The sequence below is a fragment of the Chryseobacterium sp. C-71 genome (genome assembly GCF_020911865.1).
In the GTDB taxonomy this organism is placed as follows: Bacteria; Bacteroidota; Bacteroidia; order Flavobacteriales; family Weeksellaceae; genus Chryseobacterium.
The window spans coordinates 1,805,290-1,828,869 of record NZ_CP087131.1 but is presented as its reverse complement, the minus strand read 5'-3'; the positions used below and the strand labels follow the sequence as shown (position 1 = coordinate 1,828,869).

At 35.3% G+C, this 23,580-nt stretch carries 23 protein-coding genes and 1 tRNA gene; 23 read left to right on the top strand and 1 reads right to left on the bottom strand.

Annotation, left to right across the window (positions count from 1 at the left end; translation table 11 throughout):
- Positions 1–77: 77 nt before the first annotated feature.
- Positions 78–1,583 carry a DUF4394 domain-containing protein gene (locus tag LNP04_RS08320; RefSeq protein ID WP_229986043.1) on the bottom strand — a complete coding sequence of 502 codons (1,506 nt, stop codon included), beginning with the start codon at positions 1,581–1,583 and terminating at the stop codon, positions 78–80.
- Between the two features lie 247 nt (positions 1,584–1,830).
- On the opposite strand from LNP04_RS08320, the gene tuf reads away from it, so the two are divergent.
- The 23 genes from tuf (at position 1,831) to LNP04_RS08205 (ending at position 22,884) form a co-directional block, all read left to right on the top strand.
- Positions 1,831–3,045 carry an elongation factor Tu gene (gene tuf / locus LNP04_RS08315; protein ID WP_047444879.1) on the top strand — a complete coding sequence of 405 codons (1,215 nt, stop codon included), beginning with the start codon at positions 1,831–1,833 and terminating at the stop codon, positions 3,043–3,045.
- 52 nt (positions 3,046–3,097) lie between these two features.
- A tRNA-Trp gene (locus tag LNP04_RS08310) sits at positions 3,098–3,168 on the top strand.
- 13 nt (positions 3,169–3,181) lie between these two features.
- On the top strand, positions 3,182–3,385 hold the full coding sequence (gene secE / locus LNP04_RS08305; RefSeq protein WP_052187936.1) for a preprotein translocase subunit SecE: 204 nt from the start codon (positions 3,182–3,184) through the stop codon (positions 3,383–3,385).
- A gap of 17 nt (positions 3,386–3,402) precedes the next feature.
- Entirely contained in the window at positions 3,403–3,945 is a 543-nt protein-coding gene (gene nusG, locus LNP04_RS08300; RefSeq protein ID WP_129535972.1) for a transcription termination/antitermination protein NusG, read from the top strand.
- A 413-nt stretch (positions 3,946–4,358) separates the two neighbouring features.
- Positions 4,359–4,862: a hypothetical protein gene (locus LNP04_RS08295; RefSeq protein WP_229986042.1), complete on the top strand. Its 504-nt coding sequence runs from the start codon at positions 4,359–4,361 to the stop codon at positions 4,860–4,862.
- Positions 4,835–5,164, top strand: a complete 330-nt coding sequence (locus LNP04_RS08290; RefSeq protein WP_229986041.1) for a hypothetical protein — start codon at positions 4,835–4,837, stop codon at positions 5,162–5,164. Before LNP04_RS08295 ends, LNP04_RS08290 begins: the two co-directional genes overlap by 28 nt.
- 43 nt (positions 5,165–5,207) lie before the next feature.
- On the top strand, positions 5,208–5,465 hold the full coding sequence (locus LNP04_RS08285; protein ID WP_229986040.1) for a hypothetical protein: 258 nt from the start codon (positions 5,208–5,210) through the stop codon (positions 5,463–5,465).
- A 474-nt stretch (positions 5,466–5,939) separates the two neighbouring features.
- Positions 5,940–6,179, top strand: coding sequence for a hypothetical protein (locus LNP04_RS08280; protein ID WP_229986039.1), 240 nt, complete (start codon positions 5,940–5,942; stop codon positions 6,177–6,179).
- A gap of 125 nt (positions 6,180–6,304) precedes the next feature.
- Entirely contained in the window at positions 6,305–6,601 is a 297-nt protein-coding gene (locus LNP04_RS08275) for a hypothetical protein (protein WP_229986038.1), read from the top strand.
- A gap of 162 nt (positions 6,602–6,763) precedes the next feature.
- Positions 6,764–7,207: a 50S ribosomal protein L11 gene (gene rplK / locus LNP04_RS08270; protein WP_047444876.1), complete on the top strand. Its 444-nt coding sequence runs from the start codon at positions 6,764–6,766 to the stop codon at positions 7,205–7,207.
- Between the two features lie 11 nt (positions 7,208–7,218).
- Positions 7,219–7,911, top strand: a complete 693-nt coding sequence (rplA, locus tag LNP04_RS08265) for a 50S ribosomal protein L1 (RefSeq protein ID WP_047444874.1) — start codon at positions 7,219–7,221, stop codon at positions 7,909–7,911.
- Positions 7,912–7,928: 17 nt separating this feature from the next.
- Positions 7,929–8,522 (top strand): 50S ribosomal protein L10, encoded by a 594-nt coding sequence (gene rplJ / locus LNP04_RS08260; RefSeq protein ID WP_229986037.1) that lies wholly within the window; start codon positions 7,929–7,931, stop codon positions 8,520–8,522.
- A gap of 47 nt (positions 8,523–8,569) precedes the next feature.
- Complete coding sequence (rplL, locus tag LNP04_RS08255; RefSeq protein WP_229986036.1) at positions 8,570–8,935, top strand: 50S ribosomal protein L7/L12; 366 nt, start codon at positions 8,570–8,572, stop codon at positions 8,933–8,935.
- Positions 8,936–9,380: 445 nt separating this feature from the next.
- The gene (locus LNP04_RS08250) at positions 9,381–9,989 is read left to right on the top strand and encodes a hypothetical protein (RefSeq protein WP_229986035.1); all 609 of its coding nucleotides are present in this window, start codon (positions 9,381–9,383) and stop codon (positions 9,987–9,989) included.
- Positions 9,990–10,360: 371 nt separating this feature from the next.
- Complete coding sequence (locus tag LNP04_RS08245; RefSeq protein ID WP_229986034.1) at positions 10,361–11,116, top strand: hypothetical protein; 756 nt, start codon at positions 10,361–10,363, stop codon at positions 11,114–11,116.
- Positions 11,117–11,121: 5 nt separating this feature from the next.
- Positions 11,122–11,928, top strand: a complete 807-nt coding sequence (locus LNP04_RS08240) for a hypothetical protein (protein WP_229986033.1) — start codon at positions 11,122–11,124, stop codon at positions 11,926–11,928.
- Positions 11,929–11,938: 10 nt separating this feature from the next.
- Positions 11,939–12,712, top strand: coding sequence for a hypothetical protein (locus LNP04_RS08235; protein ID WP_229986032.1), 774 nt, complete (start codon positions 11,939–11,941; stop codon positions 12,710–12,712).
- Positions 12,713–12,897: 185 nt separating this feature from the next.
- On the top strand, positions 12,898–13,581 hold the full coding sequence (locus LNP04_RS08230) for a hypothetical protein (protein WP_229986031.1): 684 nt from the start codon (positions 12,898–12,900) through the stop codon (positions 13,579–13,581).
- Positions 13,582–13,676: 95 nt separating this feature from the next.
- Positions 13,677–17,435, top strand: a complete 3,759-nt coding sequence (locus LNP04_RS08225; protein ID WP_229986030.1) for a hypothetical protein — start codon at positions 13,677–13,679, stop codon at positions 17,433–17,435.
- 39 nt (positions 17,436–17,474) lie between these two features.
- Positions 17,475–18,080 carry a hypothetical protein gene (locus LNP04_RS08220; protein ID WP_229986029.1) on the top strand — a complete coding sequence of 202 codons (606 nt, stop codon included), beginning with the start codon at positions 17,475–17,477 and terminating at the stop codon, positions 18,078–18,080.
- A 591-nt stretch (positions 18,081–18,671) separates the two neighbouring features.
- The gene (locus LNP04_RS08215; protein ID WP_229986028.1) at positions 18,672–19,304 is read left to right on the top strand and encodes a hypothetical protein; all 633 of its coding nucleotides are present in this window, start codon (positions 18,672–18,674) and stop codon (positions 19,302–19,304) included.
- A 65-nt stretch (positions 19,305–19,369) separates the two neighbouring features.
- Complete coding sequence (locus LNP04_RS08210) at positions 19,370–21,742, top strand: DUF6923 family protein (RefSeq protein WP_229986027.1); 2,373 nt, start codon at positions 19,370–19,372, stop codon at positions 21,740–21,742.
- A 26-nt stretch (positions 21,743–21,768) separates the two neighbouring features.
- Positions 21,769–22,884, top strand: coding sequence for a fibrobacter succinogenes major paralogous domain-containing protein (locus tag LNP04_RS08205; protein WP_229986026.1), 1,116 nt, complete (start codon positions 21,769–21,771; stop codon positions 22,882–22,884).
- The last annotated feature ends 696 nt before the right edge of the window (positions 22,885–23,580 follow it).

Sequence of the window (23,580 nt, the reverse complement as noted above, 5' to 3'; positions counted from 1 at the left end):
TCATTTATCTTTATAAAGTTGAAGCCCGGAATAGAATAATCTATCTCGGGCTTCTTTATATGAAATCAAGTATGTTTTTAGAATCCTAAACCTACCGTAAATCCTCTTACAGGATTAGGATAAGTACCTAATGATGCAGCAGCTCCGGTTGCAGTATTTACTGTGTAAAGCTTTGTTTCTGTACCAACGGTTGCTAATAAATAAGCTTTTTGGCTCATGCTTCCGATGTCGAAACCATTTGCTTGAGTGATATTGATGCCCAAAGCACCACGATCAACCAAGATCCCTCCATTTGGTGGGTTTTGAAGATATAATCTGTCAGTATTATGGTCAATTACAAACAATTCAGTGGCAGTTGCTCCGGCAAAATTATTTGTATAAGCTGCAGCACTTACAGCTACCGGAGTAGGGGTAAGATTGGTGTCAACAGCCGTAACTGCTCCTGTAACAGGATCTAATCTTAAATTCTGTCCACTATTACTCACCACTCGGATTTTATCAACGGTAGGATTAAAATCAAATCCAAACTCAGTTCCTACAAGAAGAGTAGTTAGCACACCAGTACCCACTTGAGTTGCTGCACCAGTACCTAAATTAATCGTATAAATCCTGCTTGAGTTTCCTAATGCGTACAATTGTCCGTTTAAAGGTCTGAAATCAATTCCAAGAATTCCTTCTCCGGTTTGTAGTCCTGTAATTGCTTTAGTAACAGGCTCTGGTTTATTAGGATCAAAAATTTGTAATGCATTTGAGTTGTCAATTGCGTAAGCAACAGCGTTAGTTGGGATAGCGATATCAACAATTTTTTGAGGCAATGTACCGATGCTTGATGCTTTTCCTGTAGTAAGGTCTACGCTGTATAGGGCATTTTGACTTCCACTTGTAACTGCCATTAAAGCATTTGCGTTATCAGGGCTGATGTCAAATGCTGCCTGACCTGAGAATGTAAAGCCTAAACTTCCTACTTCTACCAAAGTTCCATTATTAGGTGGATCTTGTTTGAATAGTTTTCCTGATGTTACATCAAGATCATATAAAGTAGTTGTTGCAGCACCAGACTTACTGTTGGTGTATGCAATCCCTGCAATTGCAGCTGTCGTTGCGATACTTGTATCAGTAGCTGCTGTAACTCCGTTTTCAGGATTGATACGAAGATTTTGTCCCGTGTTTGATACCAATCTGATACGGTCAACTGTAGGATTGAAGTCAATAGACACAATAGTACCCGAAACAGCAGGAGTAAATGCTGTAGTACTTACCGCTCTGCTTGTTGCAGTAGCTGTATTAATGATATACAATTTACTGTTATTGGATACTGCATAAAGTTCTCCGGTAGCAGGTCTGAAATCGATACTTAATAATTTTTCTCCCGTTGGCAGTCCTGTGATAGGCTTGGTGGAAGTCATTACGTTACTGTTTTTAGCATTAAAAGCTAAAAGGTCGTTATTAGTACTCAAACCGTAGACCATAACGTCTGGTGCAACGGAAGGTGTTTCTGGTGTACTCATATCGTCGTCATCGTCGCAAGAGATGATAGTGACAAAGGCAAATGTAGCCAGACAAATGTTGAATAGTTTTTTCATAAAATTTATTTTAATTGATAGTTTCGTCTAAATATACGAGAGAAAAATAAACTTGGATTTGTAAAGTGTTTTTTTTAATTCATTTTTTTGTTATAAATTTGCAATTCCAATTTAGGGAAAATGGATGTTTGCATTTTTTTTGGTTTGAATACTAATTTTTTTTAACAAAAAGATTTTAGTATTTAAAAAATCATTATATTTGCACACTGAAAATTTGAATAAACAATAAAATAAATAATTTAATATCATGGCAAAGGAAACGTTTAATCGTAACAAACCACACTTGAACATTGGTACTATTGGTCACGTTGACCATGGTAAAACTACACTTACTGCAGCTATTTCTGCTGTATTGGCTAGCAAAGGTCTTGCTGAGAAAAAAGATTTCTCTTCTATTGACTCTGCTCCAGAAGAAAAAGAAAGAGGTATTACTATCAATACTGCTCACATCGAATACGAAACTGAAAAAAGACATTACGCTCACGTTGACTGTCCAGGTCACGCAGATTACGTAAAGAACATGGTAACTGGTGCTGCTCAGATGGACGGTGCTATCGTTGTATGTGCTGCTACAGACGGACCAATGCCTCAAACTAGAGAGCACATCCTTCTATGTCGCCAGGTAAACGTACCTAGAATCGTTGTTTTCATGAACAAAGTTGACATGGTAGACGATGCTGAATTATTAGAGCTAGTTGAAATGGAATTGAGAGACTTATTGTCTACTTACGAATTTGACGGAGATAACTCTCCAGTGATTCAAGGTTCTGCTTTAGGTGCTCTTACAGCTGCTACTGCTGAAGGAGGTGCTAAGACTGATGACCAATGGTTCAAATCTGTTGAGCAATTAATGGATGCTGTTGACGAATGGATCGAGCAACCACCAAGAGATACTGATAAGCCATTCTTGATGCCAATCGAAGACGTATTCTCTATTACAGGTAGAGGTACTGTTGCAACTGGTAGAATCGAAGCTGGTATTATCAACACAGGGGATCCTGTAGATATAATCGGTATGGGTGAAGAAAAGTTGACTTCTACTATTACAGGAGTTGAGATGTTCAGAAAGATCCTAGATAGAGGTGAAGCTGGAGATAACGTAGGTCTATTGTTGAGAGGTATTGAAAAAACTGACATCAAGAGAGGTATGGTTATCGCTAAGAAAGATTCTGTGAAGCCTCACAAGAAATTCAAAGCTTCAGTTTATATCCTTTCTAAAGAAGAAGGTGGACGTCACACTCCATTCCACAACAAATATCGTCCTCAGTTCTACGTAAGAACTACTGACGTTACAGGTGAGATCTTCTTACCAGAAGGTGTAGAAATGGTAATGCCTGGTGATAACTTAGAGATCACTGTAGAATTGTTACAGCCAATCGCTCTTAACGTAGGTCTTAGATTTGCGATCAGAGAAGGAGGTAGAACAGTTGGTTCAGGTCAGGTTACTGAAATCTTAGACTAATCATCTTAATATAATTAAAGTTCCGTAAGGAAACTTACGGAACTTTTAATCTACGGGCATCGTCCAATGGTAGGATACCGGTCTCCAACACCGTTGATCAGGGTTCGAATCCTTGTGCCCGTGCAAAAAGAAAATAATGAGCTTAGTAGAATTTTTAAAAGGTTCTTATCACGAATTTAGACACAAAGTAGAGTGGCCAAAGTGGTCTGACTTACAGTCTTCAACTATTGTTGTTACTGTAGCAACTGTTATTTTGGCATTGTTTACCTTTGGCGTTGATGAATTGTTTTCAAAATCAATCAGCAACATCATCGGAATACTAATCAATACCTTCAACTAATAAAGTATTTTCCCATAATGAGCGAATTGAAATGGTATGTGCTGAAAGCAATCAGCGGACAGGAAAATAAAGTGAAAAACTATATTGAGACAGAAATCAAACGTTTAGGGTTTGAGCAGTATGTTACTCAGGTAGTGATTCCTATGGAAAAGGTTATTCAGCTTAGAAATGGGAAGAAAGTGCCAAAAGAAAGACCATACTATCCTGGTTATCTGATGGTAGAAGCTGAGTTGATGGGAGAAATTCCTCACGTGATCAAAAACATTCCTGGGGTGATTTCTTTCTTGAGTTTAACCAAAGGTGGAGATCCTGTTCCGATGAGAAAATCTGAGGTCAACAGAATGCTTGGAAGAATGGATGAGCTTTCAGAATTTGCTTCAGATGCAGAAATTCCATTCATCGTTGGTGAAAACGTAAAAGTAATCGATGGACCATTCAATGGTTTCAACGGTACAGTAGAGAAAATCTTGGAAGACAAGAAGAAGGTAGAAGTTTCTGTTTTGATCTTCGGAAGAAAAACTCCAATGGAACTAAGCTTTTCGCAGGTAGAAAAAGTATAATACTTTTCAGATATAAAAAAAACCGCTCAGAAATGAGCGGTTTTTTTGCTTTATTATTTTTCACATCCCTCAAAGGATAGTAATGATTTTAAAAAGTATATGAAGTGAAGTGATTTTTAAAATTGATTTTACAAATTTATTTTGTTTTATTAGTTTGTAAATTCTCCATAATCTCTTTTTTTTATTATAATTTTTATTTTTAACTTACTGATAATCATGTTTTTAATCATGAGTGTGCTTGTCTTTTTTATTTTTTGTTATATGTTTGTGATCTAACAATTAAACATATTTTATGAAAAAGAAAAAAGTTATTCTTACTGCCTTTTTAGCATTTATGCTTTTAGATATTATCTCTTGTTTAAAATCATGATGATCAAGAAGTTTCTAATGTCGCTCAGGAAAATTCTCAAACTATGTCATCGGCAAGAATGAGCTCAACTGGAGGATTCTTTACTCCGGGTGGAGAATTAGGTTTAAGTAATTCTCAAATTTCAACAGTCTACGATAAAATTAATGTTAATGATTTTGATAATCTAAGAGGATTAATAATATATACTGTAGGTAACGAAACGGGAGGTGAAGTTAATTTGGATAATCTAAAAGCTGTATCAGTTTTTCATTATCGTGGTGAAAAGCTTGAACATTCATTTTATTCGAAAAATGAAAATGATATATTTGAAAACTTACCTTATTTAACAGCTTTAAGTAATGGAGGTGGTTATGAAGAAGTTAATTTTGCGGTATTTTATTCAAATATATATAAGAAATATAATAACCTTTCTGCTTATACAATTTTGAATACTACTGTTTATGATACCAAACCATTGGCAAATGAAGCTAATCCAAATAGTGATTTTGTTGGGTCAAAAGATTTACTCGAAAGAGAGCAATGGCTATTGGTGAACTTGTTTCGCTAGAATCAACTCCTAATCAAGATACAAAAGAAGCTTTAGGTAAGCTATATAATAATTATGGGAATAGATGTTGTGGTACATTTCCTCCAAAATTAACTATTTCTATCCAAGATATTGCAGAGCCGCCATTTCCTGGTGAAGGACCTGGAGAGAATCCTCCTATGAATCCAGAAGGTCCTTGTCCACTACTTCAAGCAAGATCGAAAGTGATGGAAGAAGGAAGGTCTTATACTTCTAATTTTAATTCACAATTAGCTTATGAAATGAGAGATGGAATTATGCAGGATAGTTTTTTTTGGACTTAAGTATATAGAATACTACTATAACACCAGTTTTCATGGTTGCAATATGGATTATTCGGATGCAATAAAAATTGCTGTTTTAATGCCTAAAATATTTAATTTTTATAATAATTATAAGGGTATGAAAAGTACTGAAATAGGTATTGATAATGATATGAAAGAAGAAGTTTTTTCTTTGATAGAATCTTTACGACAAAAAAATAGCAATAATGCAAATCTTAATATTATATTTGATAATGTAAAGAAAGATGTCGGTTTTTTACATAATAAAACGATTTCTGAAATTAATGAGGTATTATATTAAAACATTTTTGCTTATACTTTTTATCAGTGTAATAATAGAAAATATATTTTCGTCAATTGCTCCATTTTTAGTTGGGGCAATTGGCATTTATTATGTGGTTACGTATCCCATTTGCATCGTTGCTATTCTAATAATACTGCACTTTCTAAATACGTACTTAAGTGGTAAATTAAATTTTATTCTCAGATTATATTGTCTCTATTTTTTCACGATTTTGTTCTACAATATTCTGAACGACTTTTTCCCGTTTCGCTTTGAAGGGTATAAAGACATGGTAGGACTTAGTGTTGAGAAATATTATAAAACTCTTGTGATCTTATATGTTTGTGGAGCTATTAATTCGGGATATTTTTTTTCAAAATACAAATTATTGGTAAGAAGAGATCTTATTTTTATTTTACTATTTTTCATAAGCATTGTCATCATGAAGTTTTTCCAGCTTCAAAATATTATTGATCAGTTAAAACTAATTTCATGAAAGAAAGTATTAATAATTTTTTGAAGGATTTGATTGAGTTTAAGGTTGATGAAAAACTGCTAATTAAACTAACGATCACATTTATTTTGATGACTGTGGTGGGTACATTGTCTCATGAGTTTGGTCATTATGTGGTAGTTGAAATTTTAGGGATGGATGGAGAAATACATTATTCCTATATGAGAACAAAAAAAATGAGAATTATCGCCTTCTATTTAAATGGGAAAGTATATTAATTTCTTTAGGTGGTCCTATTCAGACAATGTTGACAGGTACTTTGGGTTTTCTGTTTTTATATGAATTTAAAAGTGAAATACAAAAAAAAACAAAATTAAGTACAAAACATTGGACAATAATTTTCATGACAATATTTTGGCTTAGACAGACAGCAATTGCTTCTATGGAAATATTTGTTTATATTTTTAAAGGGCGTATTATGCAGAATGGTGACGAAAGCCGTGTTTCTCTAAAATTAGGATTGCCAGTATATACTTTAGATTTTCTAACAGGTTTTGGTGGTTTGGTCATTGTTTCAATCGTAATTTTTAAATTTATTCCACTTAGTCAAAGATTTACTTTTGTTTTATCCGGTTTAGTGGGTGGAGTTTTAGGATATATTCTTTGGATGGAAATTCTAGGACCCAAAATTTTGCCTTAATTTCATATTCTTTCTAAAAATCAATCAATTACTTTTGCTAATTAAAAAATATTTCATAATTTTGCAGTCCGAAAAGTAGGTTTACTTTATGTGAGTGCGGTAACCTGCTGAATAATAAATGCTTCCAAACTCATTAATTATTCAATTTTTAAAAAACAAACAATGGCTAAAAAAGTCTTTAAAATGGTTAAGCTCCAAGTGAAAGGAGGAGCAGCAAACCCATCTCCACCAGTAGGTCCGGCATTAGGTTCTGCAGGTGTGAACATCATGGAGTTTTGTAAACAATTTAACGGAAGAACTCAGGATAAGCCAGGTCAAGTTTTACCTGTAGTTATTACAGTGTACGAAGACAAATCTTTTGAATTCGTTATTAAAACTCCACCTGCAGCAATTCAGTTAATGGATGCAGCTAAAATCAAAGGAGGATCCGGTGAACCAAACAGAAACAAAGTAGGTGCTGTATCTTGGGCGCAAGTTCAAAAAATCGCTGAAGATAAAATGACAGATCTTAACTGTTTTACTTTGGACTCAGCTCTTTCTATGGTTGCAGGTACTGCTAGATCTATGGGATTAAGAGTAACAGGAACTAAACCAACTAACGCTTAAAACTAAGAGAAATGGCAAAATTGACTAAAAAGCAAAAGGAAGCTTTAAGCAAAGTAGAAAAAGGAAGAATTTATAACCTGGAAGAAGGTGCTGCTCTTGTAAAAGAAGTAAACACTGCAAAGTTTGATGCTTCTGTAGATATCGCTGTAAGATTGGGTGTAGACCCTAGAAAAGCTAACCAAATGGTAAGAGGTGTAGTATCTCTTCCTCACGGTACTGGTAAAGATGTTAAAGTTTTGGCTTTAGTAACTCCAGATAAAGAAGCTGAAGCTAAAGCAGCTGGTGCTGATTATGTAGGTCTTGACGAATATTTACAAAAAATAAAAGATGGTTGGACGGATGTTGACGTTATCGTTACTATGCCGGCTGTTATGGGTAAATTAGGACCATTGGGTAGAGTTTTAGGACCAAGAGGTTTGATGCCTAACCCAAAATCAGGTACTGTAACTATGGAAATTGGTAAAGCAGTAACTGAAGTAAAAGCTGGTAAAATTGATTTCAAAGTTGATAAATACGGTATTATCCACGCTGGTATTGGTAAAGTATCTTTCGATGCGGCTAAAATCAAGGAGAATGCTCAGGAATTAATCTCTACTTTGATCAAAATGAAACCAACTGCTGCTAAAGGTACTTATGTGAAGAGCATTTATTTGTCTTCTACAATGAGCCCAGGTATTGCAATTGATAGTAAATCTGTTAACTAATTATAATCCTTAAGACAATGACAAAAGACCAAAAAGTTGTAGCAATACAAGAGATCAAAGATTTGCTTCAGGATGCTAAAGTAGTTTATGTAGCAGATCTAGACGGTTTGAACGCTGCTAAATCTTCTGACTTCAGAAGACAGGCTTTCAAGCAAAATATCAAAGTAAAAGTTGTGAAAAACACACTTTTGCAAAAAGCAATGGAGCAGATTGAAGGAGTAGATTACTCTGAAATGTTCGAAACTTTCAAAGGTAACTCTGCATTAATGATTGCTGAAACGGCTAACGCACCAGCAAAATTAATCAAAGACTTTAGAAAAAAAGAAGAGAAGCCGGCATTGAAGTCAGCTTTTGTACAAGAAACTTTCTATGTTGGTGACAACAATCTTGATGCATTAGTAAGCATTAAGTCTAGAGAAGAAATGATCGGTGAAATCATCGGATTACTTCAGTCTCCAATTCAAAGAGTTGTTTCTGCTCTTCAAAACAAATCTGAAACTACAGAAGCTACAGCTGAAGAAGCTGCTCCTGCAGTAGAAGAAACTCCTGCTGAGGCGGCTCCAGAAGCTCCTGCTGCAGAAAGCACTGAGGAAACTCCAGCTGCTGAATAATTACTCTCAAAAAAATTAAATAAATAATCAACAAAAACATTACAACAATGTCAGATTTAAAAAATTTAGCTGAAACGCTAGTAAACTTAACAGTAAAAGACGTAAATGAATTAGCTACTATCCTTAAGGATGAGTACGGAATCGAGCCAGCTGCTGCTGCTGTAGTAGTTGCTGCAGGTGGTGGTGAAGCAGTAGAAGAAAAAACAGAATTCGACGTAATTCTTAAGTCTGCTGGTGCTTCTAAATTGGCTATCGTTAAATTGGTAAAAGATTTAACTGGTGCTGGTCTTAAAGAAGCTAAAGATATCGTAGATGGAGCTCCTGCTGCAATCAAAACTGGTATCTCTAAAGACGAAGCTGAAGCTCTTAAGAAGCAACTTGAAGAAGCTGGTGCTGAAGTAGAATTGAAATAATTTTCAATTTTTAAATATAAGGAAGCGATAAACTAAGTTTATCGCTTTTTTTTTGTACTATTTCCGGAATTCGCAATAGCTATTAACCAAATTTTGATGATGCAAAATAAATATGAGTAAGAAAATTCTGTTAGTGATACAAACAGAGCTGTATTGATGGTTAACTTCTAACCGTCTTATTGGATTATTTTAAACATAAGAAAATAGCAAAAAGGTTAAATTTTTACCTCTTCTTTTACTCTTCAATTAATAAATTTTAAAGCATAAATTTTTATGTTAAATTTACAATTGTTGATATATATCATTTTTAGAATTTCTTAACATACTGATTTTAAACTAAATCACATAGTTTTTCTATTTTTGCAAATCAGTAGTGGTTTTGAATAGTGGTGATTTACATAAATGTAAAAGTTCTAAGAACTTTGGTAGCGAAAAATTTAGATTTTTGCTGCGTTTTTTTGGTTTCATTATTTTCCTATTTCAACTTCAGTTTTTTAAAGCGCAAGAGCCTTCAAAAGAAGAGCATACAGATACAGCATTCATTTTTGTAGACCGAAATGTAGTTTTATTTTCTAAGGATGAAAGTTTCAACAAAAAACTTATATATAAAGAAGTAGCCTTATCAGAAGAAGGTTTGGGAAAATCACATTCAATTGCACAAAATCCCTCGATTAAAAATAAACGAGCTGTACAATATGATCTTACGGAAGAGATCAGATTGACACAAGAAAAGGTGAAGCAAATCACTCTTAAGAAGGTAAAACAAGAAATTGAAAAATTCGAAAGCAAAAATAAATCTTCTTTAAACAAAGAATTTTACCCACCACAATCTTCAGATAAATTTTCAGGTTCTAAGTTTAATGCTAAAGATTATATTGGTCCCAAACCTTCTAATCAGGATGTTTGTAAACAAGTATGTTTTTCAGAATCTTTTTTTATAAAGAAAGCGTTGGGTTTTCTGCACACCAAAAAATTCTTTTATTATAACAATAAATCTTTTGATGATTGTTTCTCTAATATCTTCTCTGTAAGACCACCTCCTTTTTATTCTTAATGTAACTTATTGTTCAAAAAATACTTGAGCACTTTCTTTTAGAGCAAGTGAAGTATTTATTATTTAACCCGTTGTGTATTTTGTAGACACTTTCAAGTGATCGATAATAAGGCTTTTGTATTTCTTTAGTAAATGAAATGCCATTCTTTATCTTATAAACAGAATTTATTGTAAAGACATTGTTTTTTCTGGTGATAAAAAGCGCTAGGCTATACAGAAAAATTGTGAAAAAGTGTAGATATTAAGCTAACAAAACTGTTTCGCTAATTTTCGAAAGCCAATAATTCAAAATGCACAACAAGCTATTATTTACTTTTTTTAACTAATATATGAAGAATATAATCAAGCTACTGCCCTTGTTATTTATTAGCATGAGCATAAGCGCACAAGTAGGTATTAATACTACTACGCCAAAATCTACACTCGATGTAAATGGAGATATCAATCTTAGAAACGAGCTTAAAGTAGGCGGCACAAAAAGTGTAGCAGGAAATCCCGGAACTGATAATCAGCTTTTAGTCTCGCAGGGAGATAATGCAACACCACAATGGAAAACTTCAAAACTCTCTTTTTATGAACAAGGAGAATATAGAATTACAGGATCTAATGCGATAACAGATGATACAGGCATCAACTTCGGATCAACAAGTATAGGGGATGGAGTTCCTAAAAATGCCATTGGAGAAAACCTTACCACTGCTTGGTCTGTAATTGATGGTTTAACCACGAGCTTAAAGGTGAGCGATCCTACAAACAGGATCAATTTGTATTTTCAAACTGGTGTTGAGATGTCAGATGTAGGAGACAATTCTGATCGTTTTGTACGTTTTGCATGCGGTATATTTTTAGATGACAAGCTTGCCGCATTAAGAGCAGACCAAATAAACGGAATACGATTGAAAGGCCAGAGAAATCAATCTATTTATACTTTAAATTATGTTGTCAATAATATTACTCCAGGTGTTCATACTGCAAAGGTTGCTTGTAGAAGAATTACTTCCAGTACTGCGGGGTATAATCTTTCAATAGGAAGAAGTATCTCTGCTACAAATCAAATCGCGGACAATTTTATGCTAAGATCAATTCTGAAATTTGATATTAGTGAATTGGTTAAAATTATTTATTAAAAATTATGATTACAAAAAAAATAATAGGGCTGCTTATTTTCGCATTGAGTGTTATCACTGTTGAAGCTCAATTAGGTGTAAACACAGAGACACCAAATGCAATTCTAGATGTTCAGGGGAATATTGGCGTTAGAAATAGAATTTATTTAGGAGGAAATAATACAGCTCCAGGTTTATTGGGTGATATAGGTACAGTGCTTGTTTCTCAAGGAGCTGCGAAACCACCAGTTTGGAAGGTTATCAGAAGACCAAATTTTGATCCTTTTCTTTATACAATATTTAATAATTCTGCCTCAGATACAGAAGTTGGTGTTATTATAGGAAATACAAATTCTGGTTATGACCTTAATACTGAAAATCAAACATTGGCAAGTTATGGCGGCACAGTAATTTCGGCACTTACAAAAAACTTTCAGATTGATAATGTTGATAATATTGCTGTACTGAGTTTTGAAACTATTGCTCATCTTCAATCTACGGCAACAAATGCGGGGGTAGATTTTTCTTGCGGAATTTTTGTGGATGATTTATTAAAAGGCGTAAGAGTTTATACTTTGAACCAGCCTACTTCATCACAATATACTTTTTATACTTACAATTTAATTGCTGTGGCAAAGACTCTCACTGTAGGTCCGCACAGTGCCAAGGTCGCTTGCAAAAGAAGAGCAAGCGTAGATTCTTTCACCGGTAATATAGGTATAGGAAGAATGGTCGCCAGCAACTTAAACAATTTTATGACACAGTCTTCATTGATGGTAGAAACGTACGAAAAACCATCGGCAACCAACATTGTACCTGTTTATAATCCATAAATAATGACTAATGAAATATAATATATTTAAAATTTTCATCCTGATGCTTCCTCTGAACTTTTTTTCTCAAAACGGGAAAGTAGGGGTAGCCACTACGAGTCCGCAAGCGACACTAGATGTCAACGGTACTACAAATGTAAATAATGAAATAAATTTGGGAGGCACTGATACTTCTGAAGGTAGTTCTGGTACAGCTGGAAGTATGATTTCTGCCAACGGATTAGCAAATCCTCAATGGAAAAACTTCGACTTACCTAGTGGTTATTTAGATGGTCTGGTTTTATCGGCTGCATATATCAAATCGGCTACTCAGGGAATAACTTTCGTTGGAACAGATAATGCTACAAATTTATCAGTGGGTTATTCAAAAGATACAGCAAAGCCTTCACATTGGAAAGACTTTCCTGAACTTAATCAGACTTTTAAAGTAAATAAACTTGGAAATATTGTTAATATCTCAGTACAGACATTAGCTCAAATAAATTCCGCTGCAACCGGGAGCTTGCTGGCAAGTTATGGTTGTGGTATTTATATTGATGGTGCATTGAAGTTTGTGAGAACAGGCATCGTTACAGGAGCATCAGGTTCATATCGTACTTTAAATCTTAATGCTTCAATACCTAATCTTTCTGTGCAATCTCATACTTTCCAGTTTGCATGTGCAGAGAGAAATATTCCTACAAATATTACTCTGGGAATAGGAACTGCAGTAAATACAGTTACATTGAGCCCGGAAATGGCAGGTACTTCCGTCACCATAAAAGTTCTTGAACCGATACAATAATTTTTTTACAAGTACATTTAATAAATGCTGTTTCAGAAATGGGACAGCATTTTTTTTAGCAAACTTTTTATATTCACTATTTGGTGATATTTAATATTATGTTAAATAGTGATTTTGAGATAATTAGCAAGAGGCAATTGATTAGTAAAATATAATGATTATCTTTGCCCAAACAAATGATATAATTGAAAAAGAAACTAACAAACTTTAGCTGTGCTAAAAAATATCCAAACCTTAACAAGTGTTTTGGATGTTTTTGTGGTTTATTGTTTTTATTATTTTTTTCTTTTAATAGTTTATTAAATGCACAAGTAGGCATTGGGAATACTGCTCAATCGGCAATTATTCTTAAAAACGGAGCTGCGATTTATTCTACAGATGCTAACTTTAATAGGCAAATAAATTCAGACAAAATTTCTTTAAAAAACACAGAAGTTTTCTATGAAAGTGAGAATGGTGATGAAGTAATATTGGTAGCTGCTTCAGAAAAAAGTATTGAATCCGAAAAAAAAGATCTCAAAACTCAGGTAAAAATTGCTGAAAACAACAAGAAAAAAGAAGAGCTAAAAAAGCTTGAAAAGCAGGTATCTGATTATGAATTTCAAAAAGGAAAATTCGAATCAGAGAAAATAAAAACTTTTCCGTCTTCTGAAGAATTCATTTCATCTACTCACGTCAACACAGACTATGTTGTTCCGAGCTACCAACAGCATAAATTATCTAAAATTTATAGTGCAGAAAATCAGTATATAATTAAACTGGCTTTAGATTTTTTATATCCTAAAGAATATACTTATTACAATAACACACCTTTAGATTTCTGTTTTTCTGAAGTCTTTTCTGTAAGGCCTCCGCCATTTTTTATATAATTTTTCTAATCAGGTAATTAAAAAGAGGATTATTTATTTATAATTTCTCTTGTAAAGGCCTGAAATGTTGAATTCTTATATAAAAAAAAATTAAAATGAAAAAAAATATATTCAAGTATGTCCTTGTGCCTGCAATGATTTTGTGTGCATTTGGAATTAACTTTTTTAAAGCTCAGAATTGGACGACAGTCTGGACTGAGAATTTCAACGGACTCCCTTACAGTTCGTCTTACAATAACGGTGTTACAGGATATTGGAATAATAGCGTCAACCCACCACAAAATAGTCAGATTAACGGAACTTTTGAGGCTACACCAGCTAACGGTATTGTAGCAGGAACTACGCAGGTGCCATCTGATGCATCAGGTGGTAGGTTTCTTATGTTTTGGACACAAGGTGGGGTCGCTATACCAGCTTCAGAAAATGTGTTTTTCAAAAAAACGATGACTGTAGTGCCTGGGAAAACATATAGAATAAATTACCGTTTTGCAACATTAGGAGCTGTTCCTGCTACGGCAACAAATAGAGCAAACACCACATTTAAGGTTTCACCACAAGGCAATACGACATCATTTTATACCTCGGGAATGGTTGTTGCAGATGTGAATGCGTGGAAAAATGTTCAGTATGAATTTACTGTTCCTTCGTCAGTTACATCAATAGATATGACTTGGGAAAATACCACAAAATCTACCACAGGAAATGATTTTGCAATGGATGATTTGGTATTACAGGAAGCTGTTGATAGTGATGGGGATGGTATTCCTGATTATATAGATGATGACGATGACAACGATGGTATTTTAGATACTGCTGAATGTGGTGGGGGTGCAATTTACAACTATTCCGGATTTGGGATCAGAACGATATCTGCTACTCAGGCTAATTTGATAGGTTTAACAGGCAATACTTATACTCCTACGACTATAGCAACAAATATTATCCCTGGTAATGATGCCAATCACATGACAACAGATGCTTCGAGAAACAGAGTGTTATTTGCAAATAATATAGGGCAAGGAAGTCTTTTTGCCTATCAGTTTTCAACCAATACCGTTGTAAATGTAGGTTCAGGATTTTTATCAAGTTTGGGTGATGCTTCAGGAGGGGCCGCAATGTATAACAATGATTATTTTATTTACGATGACACAGGAACAACAAGTCAGGGATTATGGCGAGTAACGTTTAATGCAAGCGGAAATGCGAGTACCCTTACCAAAGTTGTTGACCCTATTTCTGGAATAGATTTAGGAGATATTGCGATCAATTCTTCAGGGATGGTTTATCTTATAGCCAGTACAGGTGCTCTGTACAAACTTGACTTAAGCAGTTTAAACTTAAGCATAACTACTCCTTCATCAGCTTGGATTTCTGTTGGAACAACAGGATCAGCATCAGGAACGCAATTGTTTTTTGGTGCTAATGGAGATTTGATAGGGAGCAACAATGGGAATTTAATACGAATAGATCCAAATAATGCAGCTAATTTAGGGACAATATCTACCCTGACTTCTGGATATAGTTGGGGCGATATTTCGGAAGCACCATCGGTTGGGTTCAGCTGTGGTACTGATACTGATAGTGACGGAATTCCCAATAATTTAGACTTAGATTCAGACGGTGATGGCTGTCCGGATGCCAGAGAAGGTGCGGGAAATTTCAACCCTACAGCAACTGCATCAGGAACAATTGCTTCCCAAACTCCCAATATCAACTTTGGAACTGCGGTGAGTGCAACTACAGGTGTGCCAACTGCAGTAGGAGCGGGTCAGCCTGTTGGGCAATCTCAGGATGCATCGAAAAACGACTGTCTGGATTCTGATGGCGATAATCTTCCTGATTGGCAAGATTTAGATGATGATAATGATGGGATTTTAGATACGGTAGAATGTACTCCAACTTATTTAGTGCGACCAGTTACTACATCTTCGGTAACAGCAAATAAACCTATAACTGTTGGTAATGCTCAGCAGATAGCTGATGGAGAGGGTGCTGGGCTATCAGGTGCAGGTCCTTTTCCTAATTGGTATACCAATGTGGCAAACCTTCCCATATCTTTCAGTATGAATATGCAATCTTCCTCTACAATTGATCATATTAAACTATATGGTCCGTGGGGATTCAATGAATGGATTGGGAATTTTACAATTGAATTGTATAATGCGAGTAATACGCTTTTGGGAACTGAGAATTTTGCAGCTCCGGATCAATATACAGGAACTCCTATGTTTAGTTTTACAAAAGAATATACAAATGTGACAAGTGTTCGGTTCACTATTGTTTCCAGCCAGGGTTACAGTACCGTAACGCCACCTCGAGCTTCTCTGAATGAGATTGTATTTTTAGATCTACAGCCACTGACTTGTGATACAGATAACGATGGTATCCCTAATCATTTAGATTTAGATTCAGACGGTGATGGCTGTCCGGATGCCATAGAAGGTGCAGGGAATTTCAACCCTACAACAATTGCATCAGGACCAATTGCTTCCCAAACTCCCAATATCAACTTTGGAACTGCGGTGGATATAAGTACAGGTGTTCCTACAGCAGTAGGTGCGGGTCAGTCTGTTGGCCAATCTCAAGATGCATCGAAAAACGACTGTCTAGATTCTGATGATGATGGTGTTCCTAATTGGCGGGATTTGGATGATGACAATGATGGAATTTTGGACACTTCAGAAGAATGTATCGGATTTAGGGCTCAAAATTCTACTGGAACTTGGAATGGGGATACTGTATCTAATCTAACAGCTATTTTTACAGGAACTTCTCCTCAAACAAATGTTCAAAGTTTAAGTGATTCTCAAGTTAATTATTACATTAATCAAAATGGAGGTCAGCAAAGAGTATCGAAATCTGATAATGTGAGTTTTTCGTTTTCATTTTCAACACCTGTTAAAGCCTCAGAAATAGCATTTTATATAGAAGATTTAGACCCGTCAATTGCTGCAGGAAGCCCTACGGCGCAATATACTTTTTTAATTAATGGTGCGCCTTCTACTTCTTTTGCATCTATGAATATTGGGGGGGCTAGTCCTTATCTTGTTTATAACGCTGCAACAGGTTCAATAAGCCTTTCAAATTCTAGTAATGATCATAGAATTTTATTGAAAGGTATAGGAAACCAATTAGTTTCTTCAATTACTATGACAAGTACTGGCGTAGGATCTGGTGATGCTGTTGCGTATTCGCTATTTGCAAAGAAATCTTGTGATACAGACAATGATAGTATTCCTAATTATTTAGATCTTGATTCCGATAACGACGGTTGTTTAGATGCGATGGAAGGAGATGAGAATGTTACTGTGAATATGTTGGTTAATGCAGCATCGGGTCTTAGTGTGGGAACAGGTTCATCAGCATCCAATCAGAATTTGTGTACTTCCGGAACATGCGTGAACGCTAATGGTGTTCCTACCCAAGTGAATTCCGGAGGAGCGGCCGATATCGGAGGAGATGTTGGTCAGGGAATCGGAGATTCGCAAAACGCATTGATAAGTTCAGGATGTTATTGTTATAAACCTGAAGTAGTGGTTGCGGGAAATCCGAACCCTGTAAAACACGGAATCACTGCGCTTAACAGGGCAAATTCTGGTACTTCAGATTGGCCGATTGTGAGACAGAGTGCATGGACGGTTTTAGAATCTAAAACCAAAGGTTTTGTTCTCAACCGTATGGCATTTGTAGATGAAGATTCTAACACAGCTACACCAACCACGCCACCATTGGCTTCCATTCCTGCTGCGAATTATGTAGAGGGAATGATGGTTTACGATACCGTAGCAAAGTGTTTGAAAATCTACAATGGTACAATCTGGAGCTGTTTCAGTACACAGACTTGTCCGGATTAATTCAATTAAGATTTTAATTAAGTTTAAATTTTAAAAAAAATGAAAAATATATTAAAAATAGCATTTCTCTTCATTACTGCTTCTGCCTCTGCACAGGTGGCAATCGGGAAATCATCACTCACTATCTTGCCTTCACCGGCTCCGGCAGGAACTCCTAATCCTTCAATTTCTCTGGAATTTGGGGATTATATAGTCAATCAGGGAAAAGGTTTTGTATTACCTTGGACGACTGCTGCGATGGATAAAGCTGCTGCTGTGGAAGGGACAGTCATCTACGATACCACAGATTTTATCGTGAAGTACAAAAACGGAACTTCGGCAACAAGCTGGGTGGCTCTCACGAAAAACGAAAGCGCTCCTGCACCGATTAACACTACCCAAGGTGTGGCAGACACGACACTTCAAGACACTTTCAACGGCGTTGCTTTAGTAGATAATCCTACAGCCAAAACAAGCATTGGAACACCGACTTCGGTGCCGGGAATTTTGGTTTTGGAAGACGTTAACAAAGCAATGATTCTCCCAAAAGTGCCAAGCCCGCACCTGAATATCACAAATCCTGAACCTGGAACGATGGTTTATGATACGGTAAAACAGCAATTGGCAGTTTTTAATGGTAAAGTTTGGTCTTTTTGGAAACCATAGATTTACAATAAAATAAGTATGTATTTTAAGTTGCTTCGTAATGGAGCAACTTTTTTTGTTTAAAAATAATTTCACGTAATAATGAAATAAAAGTCGGAATTTGTCGATGATGTGTATCTATTTTACGGATTGTTTTTTCATAATTGTATTTTTTTTAAAATTAAAATTGTGGATAATGTATAGTTGGTATCCATATTCGGGGATTCGTGTTTAATGTGTTTTATTTATATGGTTTTCTTGTGTAATTCTTATCAACAATGCTTTTAGGTTGATAGCGTCCATTGTTTATAGATTTTATTAATTAATCAGAAAATGAGTGTAAGTGTAAAACATTGGAATTTTTTTAAAAATTTTAAGTGTAAAATATCAATTTTTAAATGCGTTGCTGTTGAAAAAATGCGTTTAAAAATTTAATGATATTGTTTTTATACGCTATTCTGATATAATGCTATATCATATGATTTGTTGATATTCATTTAATACAATATTTGTTGATTTATTGCTTACTTTTGCATTTGTAAACTAATATCCTTGCAGAAAACTTTATTATATAACAATACGGTTGCGAAAAATTTGAACTTTATTAAAAGTTTGAATTGTTTTCCAGCGTTATTGTTGATATTGTTATTTTCTTTATCAAATCATGTTTACGCCCAAGAAGCAAATTCTCAGCAACAAATTGCGCCAACGACCATTGTTTTAAAAGATGGTGCAAATTTGTACTCATCAGATGATAATTTTAATAAGCAGATTCTCAGCAATAAAATTATTCTGAAAAACTCTAATGTTTCTTATCAGGAAAATGGAGGCAAAGAACATCTTCTCAAGTTAATTGGCAAACAATCTCAAAAGGAAGAAAAGAAAGATCTTAAGAATCAGTTAAAAATAGCTGAAAATAAAAGACAAAAAGAAGCTTTACAAAAAGTAAAAAAAGAAATAGAAAAATTTGAAAAAAGGGTTCAGATTTTTGTTAAGCATGACTTCAATGGTGCTCCGTCTCCTGATCAGTTTTTTTCTTCAAGCTCAATCGCAAAAAACTATGTAATACCTAGTCAAAGCACTCACGATTTTTCTAAATTCTATATTTCGGCAGACGCTTATGTAATTACTCAGGCTTTAGACTTTTTACATTCTCAAAAATACACCTACTATAATAACAAATCTCTAGATTTTTGTTTCTCTGAGGTCTTTTCTGTGAGACCGCCACCGGTATTAGTTTATTAACATAAATTAAATTTTTTATTAACAAACTTCTCATTTACATAAATGAGAAAGCTAATACATTTTATATGAATTTCAATTTTAAATATTTTAGAAAACACTTATTTGTTTTATTATTTTTTATATCCTGTCATTCTTTTGCACAGACGATTTCTCCTACAAATGGATTGCAGGCTGGAAATGGTGCTGTTCCGTGTTCCGATTGTGTGCCAAATGGTTGGAATGATAATGGAGGTACGCCCGATATTTCAAATAGAACTATTGCAGCGACAACAGGAACAAGCGGCGGTGGTGCAAACTGGACGAGTACAACTAGTAGTACCGATGATTTGACATTGCCTTTTCCTCCTAATTCACATACAACATGGTTGTCTTTAAGAGATTTGGGAGCTGCAGGTACAGAAGAGTCTGTTAATACGACGATTGGTGGATTAACGGTTGGTAGAACTTATGAAGTGGTTGTCTACTCATTAACAGCTGTTACCCGTAACAATGGGAACGGTGGAAAATATGCTGGTACTTATAATGATCAGTTTTTTGTTGATGTAGCAGGTCAGACTTTAACAGCAGGAAATTTAACCCAAAATACTTGGGCTACTTCTAGATTGCGGTTTACCGCTACCCAAGCTTCTCAGTTGATGGTTGTAAGACCAGGAAGTAATGCTGGTACTGGTGGTAATAATGCATATGAGACGGTGCAGGTTTCTGTAACGGTAAATGCGATCAACGCTGTACCAATTGCTGTTGCAGATAATGTTACAACAAATCAGAATACTCCAGTTACAATTAATGTATTCACAAATGACAGTGATCCTGACGGATCTGTAGTTGCCAATACGGTGAGATTTGCTAATAATCAAACCTCTGTTGTGGTGCCTAATCAAGGTACTTGGTCTGTAGATACCACTACAGGTGTTGTGACATTTACTCCTTTGTCTTCTTTCATAGGCACAGCTACAATTCCTTATACAATTAAAGATAATTTTGTTCTTGATGGCGTAAGTAATCCTTCAACTTCACAACCAGCAAATATAAGTGTAACGGTTGTTAGTGCATTTGGATGTACCAATGCGTTGTATCTTGCGCAGTTTAGTACTTTGTATTCTGTTAATACATCAAGTAATCCATTTACTTATCCTCCTGTTGGAAATGCTTCAGGTGATTATAATGCAATAGGTATTCATCCATTGAATGGGCGTATGTACGCAATGCCTAGTACATCTTCTAATAATTTATGGATTATTAATACTGATGGAAGTTCAGTTAATTTAGGTCCTGTGACAGGATTGCCTGCGGGCGCATATAACGCGGGTGAAGTTGATAATTTAGGAAACTATTATGTAAAAGCATCAGGGGCTAATAATACTTTGTACAGAATTAATGTAACAACTTTAGTTGCAACGCCTATTACATTATCGGCAAGTATTTCTGTGGCAGATCTTGCTTTTAGAACTACAAATGGTCTTTTATATACTGTTAGTAATGACACTGGGCAATTGCTGTCTGTTAATCCTACTACCGGAGCTGTTACCGGGATTGGAGCTTCGCCAGGAACTGTTGCTTTTGGGGCATTGTTCGGTTCTAGTACAGGACAGATCTATGGATCAGACAATGCTGGTGGATTTTATCAATTTAATCTTACTACTGGACAAAGAGTTTTGATTTCAGGTTCGCCTGCGAGTGGTTCTAACGACGGAGCACATTGTGTGACATCGCCGATTGCGTTCAGTGCTGATCTCGCAATAACCAAAACAGACAATACAATAACATATGCACCGGGTTCTACAAGGGTATATACAATTGTAGCTCGTAACAATGGGCCTTTTGGGGTTTTGGGAGCAACGGTTTCGGATCCTTTGCCAGCAGGTATTCTTGCTGCTAATGTAAGTTATACTGCAGTTGCTGCAGGAGGTGCGACAACTGCAGTTTCAGGAACACAGACCGGAGCAATCAATGATGTGGTAAATCTGCCAGTAAATGCTACGGTAACTTACACGGTAACGGTAAGTATACCGTTCACTTTCACAGGTGATCTTGTGAATACGGTCACCATTACAGCGCCGGCAAACAGTACAGATTCTAATTTGACTAATAATACCGCTACCGATACGGATACTCAGGAGGTATGTTACAGACCAGGAGTTACAAGCGGAACTGTGTTGAATACAAATCACGGTTTTACTTCTTTAGCAAGAGCGGGTAATGCTGCGCAGGGAAATTGGCCAATGGTAAGAAAAGGAGCTTGGACGGTTTTGGAATCCAGAACTAAAGGTTTTGTTGTAAACAGACTGACAGCACTACAGATTTCACAAATTCCTGCGGCAAATCTTGTAGAAGGAATGATGGTGTACAATATTACGTCAGATTGTCTTCAGGTCAACACAACGGGTACTCCGGCGGGTTGGACTTGTTTTACTACACCGACGTGTCCGTCTAATTAATGTTTAATAAAAAAAAAGAATTAATAATGAAATATTTATTTCTAATCATACTGGCATTTTTGTCAGGAAATGTATATTCTCAAGTAGCGATAGGTAAAGAAAGTGTGTCTTCACCATCTGTTTCACTTGATTTCGGACCGGGGAATCGAGGTATTGTTTTACCGTGGGTAACTTCAGAAGGAAGTGTTACTGGTGTTGTAAACGGTACATTGGTTTATGATCTTACCGATAAAAAAGTGAAGGTAAAATACGCATCAGGCTGGAAGGATCTTACAGTTAATGCAAATGGTACAACGGTAGATCCGTTGAGTACTATAGATGGAGCCTTAATTCAAGGGAGTTCAATAAATGAAAATACTTCTGCTAAAACAGCCATTGGAACAACTTTAACTTCTACGCCAGGGATATTGGTTTTAGAAGATACCGACAAAGCTATGGTTTTGCCTACAGCTGCAAGTCCGCATCTTAATATCAGAAATCCTGCACCCGGCATGATGGTATATGATAACTTCAATAAAGTGTTAGCTGTTTATAACGGAACAGTTTGGTCTTTTTGGGGTAGAGAAAATGTTCCTACTGTAACAACAGGAACCGGAAGAGTATGGATGGATCGTAATTTAGGTGCAACGCAGGTGGCTACAAGTACTACAGATGCTGCTTCATATGGTGACTTATACCAATGGGGACGTTTAGCTGACGCTCATCAAATTCGTACTTCCCCGGTAAGTACTACATTAAGCAGTACAGATGTTCCCGGCAATGGAAATTTTATTACTGCTCCTACTAGTCCTTATGATTGGCGTTCACCACAGAATGTCAATTTATGGCAGGGTGTAAGCGGTGTCAATAATCCATGTCCTAATGGTTTCCGTATTCCTACTTTGGCAGAATTTCAAGCTGAATCAGCGCTTTTTGCCACACAAAATGCAGCAGGTGCATTTAATTCCCCATTGAAATTAACGACGGCTGGCTATAGAGCTTATAATAACGGAGTAATGATTCAAGAAGGTACTACTGGTGTTTATTGGACCAGCACAACAGCGGGTACTAATTCTTCATATGTTCTGTTTAATACATCAAACAGTACTTCTGGCAGTGTTTTTCGAGCGTATGGGTTTTCTATTCGTTGTATAAAAAACTAAAACTTTTACGAATCACCAATATTCTTAAAAGGCTAACTTAAATTTTAAGAAATCCGTCTCACAAATTTTTGTGAGACGGATTTTATTTTATTTACATTCTAAATATAAGAGATGAGAAGAATTTATTTTTATTTATAAATCAATCAGGCAGAAGGATGGATTAGTAAGATGTATAAAAATTAACTTTTTGTTTAAGTTAGATCAATTTATTTAAAGTTAAAAACCGCTGTTTTTTTACAAGGTGATGTTTTTGATTTAAAAAATAATGAATCTTGCTGTACAGGGTAAACTTTCAGCGAATTTGTTATATCAACTCTTTTAAAAAATTAAGAAACTTTTATGATTACATAAGTTACAGAGTAATGCTTAAATTTGTGTAATCGCTTAAAAATTAGTATATTTGCAGTTCTTTTGGCGCTAATAAATATACATACATCAGTAAAACATTGTAAATCAACTCTTTCATAATTTTGAAAGGGATTTCTTGTTGATAGATTATTTACATTTATTCGTCCAAAATAAAAATTTAAAAATATTTTGCATTACGCTGTGAAAAGATATACCAGCGTTGCAGTTAGAAAGATAGAGATGTAATTTAAAGGGAAAAAGGTTCTTACGTGAGCGCCAAAAACACTTTTACCTTTTTACTTTTAACTTGTTTCTTGTCATTCTGATATTTTTTGTAAAATCAAAATA

Bases quoted from the DNA above. Each gene is read 5' to 3' on its own strand.
- LNP04_RS08320 (WP_229986043.1), bottom strand. From the start codon at position 1,583: ATGAAAAAACTATTCAACATTTGTCTGGCTACATTTGCCTTTGTCACT.
- tuf (WP_047444879.1), top strand. From the start codon at position 1,831: ATGGCAAAGGAAACGTTTAATCGTAACAAACCACACTTGAACATTGGT.
- secE (WP_052187936.1), top strand. From the start codon at position 3,182: ATGAGCTTAGTAGAATTTTTAAAAGGTTCTTATCACGAATTTAGACAC.
- nusG (WP_129535972.1), top strand. From the start codon at position 3,403: ATGAGCGAATTGAAATGGTATGTGCTGAAAGCAATCAGCGGACAGGAA.
- LNP04_RS08295 (WP_229986042.1), top strand. From the start codon at position 4,359: ATGTCATCGGCAAGAATGAGCTCAACTGGAGGATTCTTTACTCCGGGT.
- LNP04_RS08290 (WP_229986041.1), top strand. From the start codon at position 4,835: ATGGCTATTGGTGAACTTGTTTCGCTAGAATCAACTCCTAATCAAGAT.
- LNP04_RS08285 (WP_229986040.1), top strand. From the start codon at position 5,208: ATGGATTATTCGGATGCAATAAAAATTGCTGTTTTAATGCCTAAAATA.
- LNP04_RS08280 (WP_229986039.1), top strand. From the start codon at position 5,940: ATGAAAGAAAGTATTAATAATTTTTTGAAGGATTTGATTGAGTTTAAG.
- LNP04_RS08275 (WP_229986038.1), top strand. From the start codon at position 6,305: ATGACAATATTTTGGCTTAGACAGACAGCAATTGCTTCTATGGAAATA.
- rplK (WP_047444876.1), top strand. From the start codon at position 6,764: ATGGCTAAAAAAGTCTTTAAAATGGTTAAGCTCCAAGTGAAAGGAGGA.
- rplA (WP_047444874.1), top strand. From the start codon at position 7,219: ATGGCAAAATTGACTAAAAAGCAAAAGGAAGCTTTAAGCAAAGTAGAA.
- rplJ (WP_229986037.1), top strand. From the start codon at position 7,929: ATGACAAAAGACCAAAAAGTTGTAGCAATACAAGAGATCAAAGATTTG.
- rplL (WP_229986036.1), top strand. From the start codon at position 8,570: ATGTCAGATTTAAAAAATTTAGCTGAAACGCTAGTAAACTTAACAGTA.
- LNP04_RS08245 (WP_229986034.1), top strand. From the start codon at position 10,361: ATGAGCATAAGCGCACAAGTAGGTATTAATACTACTACGCCAAAATCT.
- LNP04_RS08240 (WP_229986033.1), top strand. From the start codon at position 11,122: ATGATTACAAAAAAAATAATAGGGCTGCTTATTTTCGCATTGAGTGTT.
- LNP04_RS08235 (WP_229986032.1), top strand. From the start codon at position 11,939: ATGAAATATAATATATTTAAAATTTTCATCCTGATGCTTCCTCTGAAC.
- LNP04_RS08225 (WP_229986030.1), top strand. From the start codon at position 13,677: ATGAAAAAAAATATATTCAAGTATGTCCTTGTGCCTGCAATGATTTTG.
- LNP04_RS08220 (WP_229986029.1), top strand. From the start codon at position 17,475: ATGAAAAATATATTAAAAATAGCATTTCTCTTCATTACTGCTTCTGCC.
- LNP04_RS08210 (WP_229986027.1), top strand. From the start codon at position 19,370: ATGAATTTCAATTTTAAATATTTTAGAAAACACTTATTTGTTTTATTA.
- LNP04_RS08205 (WP_229986026.1), top strand. From the start codon at position 21,769: ATGAAATATTTATTTCTAATCATACTGGCATTTTTGTCAGGAAATGTA.